This window comes from Streptococcus sp. 27098_8_69 (assembly GCF_041432445.1).
GTDB lineage: Bacteria > Bacillota > Bacilli > Lactobacillales > Streptococcaceae > Streptococcus.
The window spans coordinates 52,784-65,170 of sequence record NZ_JAPVZO010000012.1; the positions used below are offsets into that span (position 1 = coordinate 52,784).

9 protein-coding genes and 1 pseudogene are annotated in these 12,387 nt (G+C 40.5%); 9 read left to right on the forward strand and 1 reads right to left on the reverse strand.

Translation table 11 applies throughout. The features are described 5' to 3' along the window. Positions 1-114: 114 nt before the first annotated feature. From ulaG to gap, 7 genes are all read left to right on the forward strand, one after another. Positions 115-1,206 carry an L-ascorbate 6-phosphate lactonase gene (ulaG, locus tag O3658_RS05850; protein ID WP_316108501.1) on the forward strand — a complete coding sequence of 364 codons (1,092 nt, stop codon included), beginning with the start codon at positions 115-117 and terminating at the stop codon, positions 1,204-1,206. Positions 1,207-1,320: 114 nt separating this feature from the next. Next, positions 1,321-3,297, forward strand: a complete 1,977-nt coding sequence (gene tkt / locus O3658_RS05855) for a transketolase (RefSeq protein WP_070458897.1) — start codon at positions 1,321-1,323, stop codon at positions 3,295-3,297. A 116-nt stretch (positions 3,298-3,413) separates the two neighbouring features. Beyond that, entirely contained in the window at positions 3,414-3,734 is a 321-nt protein-coding gene (yajC, locus tag O3658_RS05860; protein ID WP_000509386.1) for a preprotein translocase subunit YajC, read from the forward strand. A 48-nt stretch (positions 3,735-3,782) separates the two neighbouring features. Beyond that, complete coding sequence (locus tag O3658_RS05865) at positions 3,783-4,238, forward strand: low molecular weight protein-tyrosine-phosphatase (protein ID WP_371559990.1); 456 nt, start codon at positions 3,783-3,785, stop codon at positions 4,236-4,238. Beyond that, positions 4,213-4,626: an MORN repeat-containing protein gene (locus O3658_RS05870; RefSeq protein ID WP_075230982.1), complete on the forward strand. Its 414-nt coding sequence runs from the start codon at positions 4,213-4,215 to the stop codon at positions 4,624-4,626. The genes O3658_RS05865 and O3658_RS05870 overlap by 26 nt, the downstream gene beginning before the upstream one ends. 298 nt (positions 4,627-4,924) lie before the next feature. After that, a complete protein-coding gene (gene adhE, locus O3658_RS05875; RefSeq protein WP_371559982.1) occupies positions 4,925-7,576 on the forward strand; it encodes a bifunctional acetaldehyde-CoA/alcohol dehydrogenase in 2,652 nt (883 codons plus the stop codon). A gap of 266 nt (positions 7,577-7,842) precedes the next feature. Then, on the forward strand, positions 7,843-8,853 hold the full coding sequence (gene gap / locus O3658_RS05880) for a type I glyceraldehyde-3-phosphate dehydrogenase (RefSeq protein ID WP_045762475.1): 1,011 nt from the start codon (positions 7,843-7,845) through the stop codon (positions 8,851-8,853). A 73-nt stretch (positions 8,854-8,926) separates the two neighbouring features. Here gap and O3658_RS05885 read toward each other — a convergent pair whose 3' ends face one another. After that, positions 8,927-9,802 (reverse strand): RluA family pseudouridine synthase, encoded by an 876-nt coding sequence (locus O3658_RS05885; RefSeq protein WP_371559984.1) that lies wholly within the window; start codon positions 9,800-9,802, stop codon positions 8,927-8,929. Between the two features lie 88 nt (positions 9,803-9,890). On the opposite strand from O3658_RS05885, the gene pbp2a reads away from it, so the two are divergent. Next, positions 9,891-12,116: a penicillin-binding protein PBP2A gene (gene pbp2a, locus O3658_RS05890; RefSeq protein WP_371559986.1), complete on the forward strand. Its 2,226-nt coding sequence runs from the start codon at positions 9,891-9,893 to the stop codon at positions 12,114-12,116. Positions 12,117-12,288: 172 nt separating this feature from the next. Then, a pseudogene (locus O3658_RS05895) lies at positions 12,289-12,387 on the forward strand (sigma-70 family RNA polymerase sigma factor); the annotation flags it as partial.

Genomic DNA, 12,387 nt, shown 5'->3' on the forward strand with positions numbered 1-12,387 from the left:
ATCACAGTCCAATGATGAACACAAACCTGTGTTTTTCTTGGTCTTTTTTAATATATCGGTCGGTGTTATACTAAGTATGAAATAAATACTTGAACAAAATATGGAGGATTTCAAATGCCAAACGTAAAAGAAATTACGAGAGAATCATGGATTTTAGCTACTTTCCCAGAGTGGGGAACATGGTTGAATGAAGAAATCGAAGAAGAAGTCGTGCCTGAAGGCAACTTCGCCATGTGGTGGCTAGGCAACTGTGGTACTTGGATTAAGACACCAGGTGGTGCTAACGTTGTCATGGACCTTTGGTCAAACCGTGGAAAATCAACCAAAAAAGTGAAAGATATGGTTCGTGGACACCAAATGGCAAATATGGCAGGTGTTCGTAAATTGCAACCAAACTTGCGTGTTCAACCAATGGTTATCGATCCATTTGCTATCAATGAACTCGACTACTACTTGGTTTCACACTTCCATAGTGACCATATCGACCCATACACAGCTGCAGCAATTCTCAACAATCCTAAGTTAGATCATGTTAAGTTTATCGGTCCTTACCATTGTGGTCGAATCTGGGAAAGCTGGGGTGTTCCAAAAGAACGAATCATCGTTGTCAAACCAGGTGATACTATCGAACTAAAAGACATGAAGATTCATGCAGTAGAATCATTTGACCGTACTTGCTTGGTAACTCTACCAGTAAATGGAGCTGACGAAACAGGCGGTGAACTTGCTGGGTTGGCTGTTACAGATGAAGAAATGGCTCAAAAAGCTGTTAACTATGTCTTTGAAACACCAGGTGGAACCATCTATCATGGTGCGGATTCACACTTCTCTAACTACTTTGCGAAACATGGTAAAGACTTCAAAATTGATGTTGCTTTGAATAACTATGGTGAAAACCCAGTAGGTATCCAAGATAAAATGACTTCAATCGACCTTCTTCGCATGGCAGAAAATCTACGTGCCAAAGTCATTATCCCAGTTCATTATGATATCTGGTCTAACTTCATGGCTTCTACCAATGAAATCCTAGAACTTTGGAAAATGAGAAAAGATCGCTTGCAATACGATTTCCATCCATTTATCTGGGAAGTTGGTGGTAAATACACTTATCCTCAAGACCAACACTTAATAGAATACCATCACCCACGTGGTTTTGATGACTGCTTCGAACAAGACTCAAATATCCAATTCAAAGCCTTGCTTTAATATAAAAATTTTTTCTGGAGGTTATCCGTATGTTGCACGATACGGATAATTTTCATATAATAGTACAAATAGAATATGTGATAGACCTATCACCTCAAAGAGAAAGGAAATTCTATGTCAAATCTATCTGTTAATGCGATTCGTTTTCTAGGTATTGACGCTATCAATAAAGCGAACTCAGGTCACCCAGGGGTGGTTATGGGAGCTGCACCGATGGCATACAGCCTATTCACTAAAGAACTTCGTATCAATCCAGCTCAACCAAACTGGATTAACCGCGACCGTTTCATTCTTTCAGCTGGTCACGGATCAATGCTCCTCTACGCCCTTCTCCACCTTTCTGGTTTTGAAGATGTGAGCATGGATGAAGTAAAGAACTTCCGTCAGTGGGGCTCTAAAACTCCAGGTCACCCAGAATTTGGGCATACTGCAGGGGTTGATGCAACAACAGGTCCTCTAGGACAAGGGATTGCGACTGCGACAGGTTTTGCACAAGCAGAACGTTTCCTTGCAGCTAAGTACAACCGTGAAGGTTATAACATCTTTGACCACTACACTTACGTTATCTGTGGAGATGGTGACTTGATGGAAGGTGTCTCAAGCGAAGCTGCTTCTTATGCAGGCTTGCAAAAGCTTGACAAGTTGGTTGTTCTTTATGATTCAAATGATATCAACTTGGATGGTGAGACAAAAGATTCATTCACAGAAAGTGTTCGCGATCGTTACAATGCCTACGGTTGGCATACAGCCTTGGTAGAAGATGGAACAGACTTAGAAGCTATTCATGCAGCTATCGAAGAAGCTAAGGCTTCAGGAAAACCATCTTTGATCGAAGTGAAAACTGTTATTGGTTATGGTTCTCCAAACAAACAAGGGACTAACGCTGTGCACGGAGCTCCTCTTGGAGCGGATGAAACTGCAGCAACTCGCCAAGCCCTTGGTTGGGACTACGAACCGTTTGAAATCCCAGCAGAAGTTTATGCTGATTTCAAAGAAAATGTTGCAGACCGTGGCGCATCAGCATACGAAGCATGGACAAAACTAGTCGCAGATTACAAAGAAGCTCACCCAGAACTTGCTGCAGAAGTGGAAGCAATCATCGAAGGACGCGATCCAGTTGAATTGACTCCAGAAGACTTCCCAGCTTTAGAAAATGGCTTCTCTCAAGCAACTCGTAACTCAAGTCAGGATGCTTTGAATGTAGTAGCTGCTAAATTGCCAACCTTCCTCGGTGGATCAGCTGACCTTGCTCATTCAAATATGACTTACATCAAAACTGATGGACTTCAAGATGATGCAAATCGCTTAAATCGTAACATCCAGTTTGGTGTTCGTGAATTTGCAATGGGTACTGTCTTGAACGGAATGGCTCTTCACGGTGGACTTCGAGTTTATGGTGGAACTTTCTTCGTATTCTCAGACTATCTTAAGGCAGCGGTTCGATTGTCAGCTCTACAAGGTCTTCCTGTAACTTATGTCTTCACCCACGATTCAATTGCAGTCGGAGAAGATGGTCCAACTCATGAACCAATTGAGCACTTGGCAGGTCTTCGTGCGATTCCAAACCTCAATGTTTTCCGTCCAGCAGATGCGCGTGAAACTCAAGCAGCTTGGTACCAAGCTGTCAAAAGCGAGAAAACTCCGACTGTTCTTGTCTTGACTCGTCAAAACTTGACTGTTGAAGAAGGAACAGACTTTGACAAGGTTGCAAAAGGAGCTTATGTTGTATATGAAAATGCAGCAGACTTTGACACTATCTTGATTGCAACAGGTTCAGAAGTGAACTTAGCAGTAGCAGCCGCTAAAGAATTGGCAAGTCAAGGTGGGAAAGTTCGCGTAGTCAGCATGCCATCTACAGATGTATTTGATGCACAAGATGCAGCCTACAAAGAAGAGATTCTACCAAATGCAGTTCGTCGCCGTGTAGCAGTTGAAATGGGAGCAACTCAAAACTGGTATAAATACGTTGGTCTTGATGGAGCAGTTCTTGGTATTGATACCTTTGGAGCATCTGCCCCAGCACCAAAAGTTTTAGCAGAATATGGATTTACAGTTGAAAACTTAGTAGAACTTGTAAACAACTTGAAATAAGAAAAATCAGGGCATTTGCTCTGGTTTTTTATTGACCTAAAATCAAGGTGCAATCTTGTAAAAACAAGTGAAATTTGATATAGTAGTTTTATCTGAATTACAAAGGAGAAAAAATAATGGGTGGGAATTTAACATTCTTGATTATGCTTGTTTTGATGTTTGGCTTGATGTTTTTCATGCAACGTTCTCAAAAAAAACAAGCTGAAAAACGTATGGAGAGCCTCAACAAACTTCAAAAAGGCTACGAAGTCATCACTATCGGTGGTCTCTACGGTACAGTTGACGAAGTTGATACTGAAAACAAAACGATTGTACTTGATGTAGACGGAGTATACTTGACTTTCGAATTAGGTGCAATTAGAACAGTTTTGCCAGTCAAAGAAGCTGTCACACCTGAAGGTGCAGTTATCGAAGAAGGCAGTGCTATTGAAGAATAAAACGGGGTTAATCTTATACCCCTTTTTCTATGAAGATGAGGGACAATGATGAAAAAAGTTGTTTTTGTTTGCCTTGGTAATATTTGTCGCAGTCCTATGGCGGAATTTGTGATGAAATCCTTGACCGATAAGTATGAGGTTCAAAGCCGAGCGACTTCTTCCTGGGAACATGGTAATCCGATCCACAAAGGGACACAAGAAATCTTTCGAAGCCATGGCGTTCCTTATGATACTTCGAAAACTTCCCAACAAATTTCTAAAAATGACTTTGAGTATTTTGACTATATCATTGGGATGGATGAGTCTAACCTTGCTGACTTATATCAGATGTGCCCACAAGATCAACAAGATAAGATCCAAGCGTTTGCATCTGAAAGCGTTCCAGACCCATGGTATACAGGTGATTTTGAAGAAACTTATGACCGAGTTTTAACTGGTTGCCAGGCTTGGTTAGGTCGCTTAGAAAATGAGAGTGAAAATGGAAAATATAAAGAAACTCTATGAAAAATACAGTGTCTATTTGACACGTCCTCGACTAGAAATTGCGACAGTAATCGTCATTGTTGTCTGCGCAGGTCTCGTATTTCTGACAAATCTTCCAAAACAGGGCGTTCTTAAGCTTGATAACGATGCTATTATTTATGACGGGAGCCTAGTTCGTGGTAAGATGAATGGTCAGGGCACTGTTACCTTCTCAAACGGTGATACCTATACTGGAGAATTTAGCAATGGTGCCTTCAATGGTAAAGGTACCTACCAAGCTAAAGCAGGTTGGGTATATGAGGGAGACTTTGTAAATGGCCAAGCTGAAGGAAAAGGAAAACTGACTACCGAACAAGAAGTAGTCTATGAAGGGGACTTCAAACAAGGTTTATTTCAACAAGCACAATAACCTCCTCCTAGAAGGAGGTATTCTTCCAGAATAACAGAAAGCGCTTACACGGAAATAAAAACGGCTTACAAGACTGTTTTACAACTAAGTTTGTGAAAAATAAAACTTTCATGGAATAATTCACAAACTTTAAGTGAAAAAGTGCATGTGTGGGTATGTTTGAAATTGTTTTCACAAACAAATAAAAAAAGTTTGTGAAATACTCATGAAACTGTTTACAAATGTTTAAAAAAGAGTTATAATAGACTTGTGAAAAAATTAACAAAGGATAAAATCCTTAAAGGCTATGGAGGATAATATGGCTGATAAAAAAACAGTAACACCTGAGGAAAAACAACTTGCTGCTGAAAAGCATGTCGATGGTCTCGTGAAAAAAGCCTTGGTTGCGCTTGATGAGATGCGCAAGTTGAACCAAGAGCAAGTTGACTATATCGTGGCAAAAGCTTCGGTTGCAGCACTTGATGCACACGGAATTCTTGCACAACATGCAGTTGAAGAAACTGGACGTGGGGTATTCGAAGATAAGGCAACAAAAAACCTTTTTGCCTGTGAGCACGTAGTAAACAATATGCGTGGCGTTAAAACAGTTGGAGTTATTGAAGAGGACCCAATTACAGGTTTGACTAAAATTGCAGAACCTGTAGGTGTAATCTGCGGTGTCACTCCAACAACAAACCCAACTTCAACAGCTATCTTCAAATCATTGATTGCTTTGAAAACACGTAACCCAATCGTTTTCGCTTTCCACCCATCAGCACAAGAATCATCAGCACACGCAGCACAAATTGTTCGTGACGCAGCGATTGCAGCTGGTGCTCCTGAAAACTGTGTTCAATGGATTACAGAACCATCAATGGAAGCAACTGGAGCACTTATGAACCACGAAGGTGTTGCGACTATCCTCGCAACTGGTGGTAATGCCATGGTTAAAGCTGCTTACTCATGTGGTAAGCCAGCACTTGGGGTAGGTGCCGGGAATGTTCCTGCTTATGTAGAAAAATCTGCCGACCTCCGTCAAGCTGCTCACGACATCGTTATGTCTAAATCATTTGATAATGGTATGGTCTGTGCGTCAGAACAAGCAGTTATCATTGATAAAGAAGTTTATGATGAATTTGTTGAAGAATTCAAGTCATATCACACTTATTTCGTAAACAAAAAAGAAAAAGCTCTTCTCGAAGAATTCTGCTTCGGTGTGAAAGCTAACAGCAAAAACTGTGCTGGTGCTAAACTAAATGCAAACATCGTTGGTAAACCAGCTGCATGGATTGCTGAGCAAGCTGGATTCTCTGTTCCAGAAGGAACAAACATCTTGGCTGCAGAATGTGCAGAAGTAGGACCAAAAGAACCATTAACTCGTGAAAAATTGTCACCAGTTATCGCTGTCCTAAAAGCCGAAGATACAGAAGATGGTCTTAAAAAAGCTCGCCAAATGGTTGAGTTCAATGGACTTGGTCACTCAGCAGCTATCCATACAAAAGACGAAGAGCTTGCTAAACGTTTTGGTACAGAAATCAAAGCTATGCGGATTATCTGGAACTCTCCATCTACTTTCGGTGGTATCGGTGACGTTTACAATGCCTTCATCCCATCATTGACACTTGGATGTGGTTCATACGGACGCAACTCAGTTGGTGATAACGTGAGCGCGATCAACCTTCTAAACATCAAGAAAGTAGGGAAACGTAGAAATAATATGCAATGGTTTAAAGTTCCTTCAAAAATTTACTTCGAACGCAATTCTATCCAATACCTTCAAACATGTGAAGATATTGAACGCGTTATGATTGTTACAGACAAATCTATCGAAAAACTCGGTTTCGTTCAACGCATTATCGACCAATTGAACAAACGTAGCAACCGTGTAACTGTCCAAGTCTTCTCAGACGTTGAACCAGATCCAGATATCACAACTGTAGAACGTGGAACTGAAGTGATGCGAAAATTTGAACCAGACACAATCATCGCACTTGGTGGTGGTTCTCCAATGGATGCGGCTAAAGTAATGTGGCTCTTCTACGAACAACCACAAATCGACTTCCGTGACTTGGTTCAAAAATTCATGGATATCCGTAAACGTGCCTTCCGCTTCCCATCACTTGGTAAGAAAGCGAAATACATTGGTATTCCAACAACTTCAGGTACAGGTTCAGAAGTAACACCATTTGCCGTTATCTCTGATAAGAAAAACAACCGCAAATACCCATTGGCTGACTACTCATTGACACCGACTATTGCCATTGTTGACCCTGCTTTGGTTGAGTCAGTTCCTGACTTCATCGCTGCCGATACAGGTATGGACGTGTTGACTCACGCTACCGAAGCTTACACTTCAAACTTCGCTAATGATTATACAGATGGTATCGCTCTTCAAACAATCAAGCTTGTCTTCGAATGGTTAGAAAAATCAGTTAAGACAGCTGATCCAGAAGCTCGCGAAAAAATGCATAATGCTTCTACAATGGCTGGTATGGCCTTCGCCAATGCCTTCCTTGGTATGAGTCACTCAATGGCCCATAAGATTGGTGCGGTTCACCACACTGTTCACGGACGTACAAATGCAATCTTGCTTCCATACGTTATCCGTTACAACGGAACTCGTCCATCTAAGACTACTACATGGCCTAAATATAACTACTGGAAAGCTGATGAGAAATTCCAAGACATCGCGAAAATGCTTGGCTTGCCTCACTCAACTCCAGATGAAGCAGTTGAAGCATACGCTAAAGCGGTTTACGAACTTGGTGTTGCAGTAGGTATCAAGATGAACTTCAAGGATCAAGGAATTGATGAAAAAGCTTGGAAAGACAGCTTGCATGAAATTGCCTTGCTTGCTTATGAGGATCAATGTTCACCTGCTAACCCACGCTTGCCGATGGTAGCTGACATGGAAGAAATCATGGCAGATGCTTATTATGGTTATGCAGAACGTCCAGGACGTCGTAAATAATTGATTATCAGCCAAAACCGAGGGTAAACCTCGGTTTTTATGCTTAGAGAATATATTTTTATTAAGAAATGCATAGAATTGGAGTAGGTTGCAAGGCTAAGTAAAGAAATGAAAATATTACCAAAGCTTATCAGAAAAACAAGGCCAGCGCTTGCAATTAAACTCAAATAGTTATATAATAGGTATGTTGAAAGGTGATTTGTAGTGATTCAAGTTACTCTTTTCACAATAAAATTTTCATGATTTTCATAAGGAGGAAATCACTAATGGTAGTTAAAGTTGGTATTAACGGTTTCGGACGTATTGGTCGTCTTGCTTTCCGCCGTATCCAAAACGTAGAAGGTGTTGAAGTTACTCGCATCAACGACCTTACAGATCCAGTTATGCTTGCACACTTGTTGAAATATGACACAACTCAAGGTCGTTTCGACGGAACTGTGGAAGTTAAAGAAGGTGGATTTGAAGTTAACGGTAAATTTGTTAAAGTTTCTGCTGAACGTGATCCAGAACAAATCGACTGGGCTAACGACGGTGTAGAAATCGTTCTTGAAGCAACTGGTTTCTTTGCTACTAAAGCAGCTGCTGAAAAACACTTGCACCCAGGTGGAGCTAAAAAAGTTGTTATCACTGCTCCTGGTGGATCAGATGTTAAAACAGTTGTATTTAACACTAACCACGACGTTCTTGACGGTACTGAAACAGTTATCTCAGGTGCTTCATGTACTACAAACTGCTTGGCTCCAATGGCTAAAGCTCTTCAAGATAACTTCGGTGTTGTTGAAGGATTGATGACTACTATCCACGCTTACACTGGTGACCAAATGATTCTTGACGGACCACACCGTAAAGGTGACCTCCGTCGTGCTCGCGCTGGTGCTGCTAACATCGTACCTAACTCAACTGGTGCTGCTAAAGCTATCGGTCTTGTAATCCCAGAATTGAACGGTAAACTTGACGGAGCTGCACAACGCGTTCCTACACCAACTGGTTCAGTAACTGAATTGGTAGTTGTTCTTGAAAAGAACGTTACTGTTGATGAAGTGAATGCAGCTATGAAAGCAGTAGCCAATGAATCATACGGTTACACAGAAGATCCAATCGTATCTTCAGATGTTGTAGGTATGTCTTACGGATCATTGTTTGACGCAACTCAAACTAAAGTTCTTGACGTTGACGGTAAACAATTGGTTAAAGTTGTTTCATGGTACGACAACGAAATGTCATACACTGCACAACTTGTACGTACTCTTGAATACTTCGCTAAAATCGCTAAATAATTCTTGAGTCGATAAAAGCAAGGCCAACTGGTCTTGCTTTTTTGGTATCTATAAGAAAAAATGGATGATAGTGTCATCCATTTTGGTTTAATTCTCTTTCAAATGTGTCTGATAGTGCAGTAAAGCTTAATTTGTTTAAGGTCAGAGGGTGAACAAAGGATAGTTTAAATGCATGAAGCATTAGTCTCTTAGTTTTTGAATGTGGATTGTAGAGAGGGTCTCCAAGGATTGGATGACCGTGGTGAGATAGATGAACTCGAATCTGATGAGTACGTCCTGTTTTTAATCGACAACGAAGAAGACTGGTCTTGTTTTGAAATTGTTTCAATCGAGTTACATGAGTTTCAGCATATTGACCATTTTTTTGATCCACAACTCGTTTTCTACGATCGTGACGATCGCGACCGATTTTGTCTCGAAAGACAAGTTCTTTAGTTCCTATTTTTCCCTTAACCAGAGCCCAGTATTCGCGGGAGATTTCTTTTTTCTCCAATAATCGATTGAGGATGGGCAGTATAAATGGATTCTTAGCAAATAGTACGAGTCCACTTGTTTCTTTGTCTAGTCTATGAACGACATAGCAAGTCTGTCCTACATAGGCGGTGACATGGTTGAGAAGAGCAATCTCATCTGGTTGATTGCCGTGAGTCTTCATACCTTCAGGTTTGTTAACGATAATCAAATGTTGGTCTTGGTAAACTTCTTGAACAAGATTAGGATTCCCCCAAACAATTTCTTTTGTAGGATAATCTTCCTCATCGAAAATCAGTTGACATTCATCTCCGGCTTTGACAGTTTGATGCCAATGGACTTCTTCTTGATTGATGAGAATGTGCTTTTTAATTCTCAAGAAATGCCGTATTTTTCTCGGAATGAGTAGTTGCTCCTCCAAGAAGATTTTGACAGTCATTTCAGGAAGAGAATCAGGGATAACAAAGGTAAATTTCATACAGATATTGTAACAAAAAATAGATTATTTGGATAGAGAAACTAGCTAAATTCTTGTCTTCCTATGGGGAAGATGATAAAATAAACGCATGAAATTAGATACATTATTTGAAAAGTTTCTTTCTTTATTTAAAAAAGAAGAAGCTGAAATGGAAGAAATAGAAATCGACGAAGCTAATAATGAAGAAAATACCTCCACTAATTTAAGACGGTCAAGAGGTGGGCGAAAGAAAGTTGGGCAAGTCGGACCTATTCGAAAATTTTGGCGTCGCTATCATCTGACCAAAATCTTTCTAATTCTCGGACTAAGTGCAAGTTTGTTTGTTGGGGTCTATCTATTTGCCTTGGCTAAATCGACAAATGTTACAGACTTACAGAATGCTTTGAAAACACGAACGGTGATTTTTGACAGAGAAGAGAATGAGGCTGGTGCCTTGTCAGGCCAAAAAGGGACCTATGTTGAACTTTCGGAAATTAGTGAAGATTTGCAGAATGCTGTTATTGCGACAGAAGATAGAAGCTTCTATAAAAATAGTGGAATTAACTATAGTCGCTTTTTCCTAGCTATCCTAACAGCTGGTCGCTCGGGTGGTGGTTCTACAATTACCCAACAGTTAGCGAAAAATGCTTATCTTTCACAAGACCAAACTGTTCAGAGAAAGGCTAAAGAATTCTTTCTTGCTTTAGAATTAACCAAAAAATACAGTAAAAAAGAAATTCTAACCATGTATTTGAACAATGCCTACTTCGGTAATGGAGTTTGGGGTGTTGAGGATGCTAGTAAAAAGTACTTTGGAGTTTCGGCATCGGAATTAACTCTTGATGAAGCTGCCACTTTAGCAGGCATGCTTAAAGGCCCAGAATTGTACAATCCTCTGAATTCCATTGAGCATTCAACTAATCGAAGAGATACTGTCTTACAAAATATGGTGGCTGCCGGCTACCTTGATAAAAATAAGGAAGCAGAAGCAGCAAGTGTTGATATGGCTTCTCAATTGAAAGATAGTTATGAAGGGAAAATATCAGACTACCGTTATCCTTCTTATTTTGATGCAGTTGTTAATGAAGCTATTGAAAAGTATAATCTAACAGAGGAAGAAATCGTTAATAACGGTTATCGAATTTATACGGAGCTAGATCAAAATTACCAAGCAAATATGCAGGTTATCTATCAAAATACTTCGCTCTTTCCGACAGCTGAAGATGGGACACATGCAGAGTCTGGTAGTGTCGCTTTGGAGCCAAAAACGGGTGGAGTTCGAGGAGTTGTTGGTCGAGTGGCAGGGGATGATAAGACAGGTTTCAGGAATTTTAACTATGCAACCCAATCAAAAAGAAGCCCAGGGTCGACTATTAAACCCTTGATAGTGTACACACCAGCGGTTGAAGCGGGTTGGTCTCTTAATAAGGAGTTGGATAATCATACCATGCAATATGGTGATTATAAAGTAGACAACTACGCAGGAATCAAGACATCACGAGAAGTACCCATGTATCAAGCTTTGGCTAAATCTCTAAATTTACCTGCAGTAGCTACTGTTAAAGAACTTGGAATTGATAAAGCCTTTGAAGCGGGTGAAAAGTTTGGTCTCAACATGAGCGATGTAGATCGTGTGCTTGGAGTAGCTTTAGGTGGTGGCGTAGAAACTAACCCTCTTCAGATGGCCCAAGCCTACGCAGTGTTTGCAAATGAAGGACTCATGCCGGATGCTCACTTTATCACCCGTATTGAAAATGCTAGTGGTCAAGTGATTGCTACTCATAAAAATACTCAAAAACGAGTGGTTGACAAATCGGTAGCTGATAAAATGACCAGTATGATGTTAGGTACTTTTACAAATGGTACAGGGGTCAGTTCGTCTCCAGATGATTATGTAATGGCGGGAAAAACAGGAACAACAGAGGCAGCCTTTAACCCAGAATATACCAGTGATCAATGGGTGATTGGATATACCCCTGATTTAGTGATTAGCCATTGGCTTGGTTTCCCAACTACTGATGAAAATCACTATTTAGCAGGTTCAACTTCGAATGGTGCTGCTCACATTTTTAGAAGTATGGCGGAAACTATCCTACCATATACACCAGGTAGCACCTTTACAGTTGAAAATGCATATAAAATGAATGGTATTGCACCAGAAAATACACCTAAACAAACTACCAGTGATACTAGTGCACAGTCTGATGATATCCTATCAGATATTCGTGGACGGGCGCAAAATCTGGTCGATGAAGCAGGAAGAGCGATTTCGGATGCTAAAATTAAAGAAAAAGCTCAGACTGTCTGGGATACCATTGTAGATCTGTTTCGCTAATACGGATAAAAGGTAAAAGACAAGGATTCAAATCGTTGTCTTTTTTCGACCTCACTTGTCAACATTTACAACTTCCATAACATTACAGACTCAAAAAAACACAAGACAGGAACCAAAGCCCCTCTTTCCTCCTTTCTCTGCTAAACTACAAGCAGAGAAAGGGGGAAAGCAAATGCTTGAGAAGTATTATGCGAAGGTAAAAGGAATTGTTCATAAATGTAGAAAAGACTACTATCTTCACCTGTGGGAGAAAGAGGATTGGGACCAAGAA

Bases quoted from the DNA above. Each gene is read 5' to 3' on its own strand.
- O3658_RS05870 (WP_075230982.1), top strand. From the start codon at position 4,213: ATGGAAAATATAAAGAAACTCTATGAAAAATACAGTGTCTATTTGACA.
- O3658_RS05865 (WP_371559990.1), top strand. From the start codon at position 3,783: ATGAAAAAAGTTGTTTTTGTTTGCCTTGGTAATATTTGTCGCAGTCCT.
- gap (WP_045762475.1), top strand. From the start codon at position 7,843: ATGGTAGTTAAAGTTGGTATTAACGGTTTCGGACGTATTGGTCGTCTT.
- O3658_RS05885 (WP_371559984.1), bottom strand. From the start codon at position 9,802: ATGAAATTTACCTTTGTTATCCCTGATTCTCTTCCTGAAATGACTGTC.
- ulaG (WP_316108501.1), top strand. From the start codon at position 115: ATGCCAAACGTAAAAGAAATTACGAGAGAATCATGGATTTTAGCTACT.
- pbp2a (WP_371559986.1), top strand. From the start codon at position 9,891: ATGAAATTAGATACATTATTTGAAAAGTTTCTTTCTTTATTTAAAAAA.
- yajC (WP_000509386.1), top strand. From the start codon at position 3,414: ATGGGTGGGAATTTAACATTCTTGATTATGCTTGTTTTGATGTTTGGC.
- tkt (WP_070458897.1), top strand. From the start codon at position 1,321: ATGTCAAATCTATCTGTTAATGCGATTCGTTTTCTAGGTATTGACGCT.
- adhE (WP_371559982.1), top strand. From the start codon at position 4,925: ATGGCTGATAAAAAAACAGTAACACCTGAGGAAAAACAACTTGCTGCT.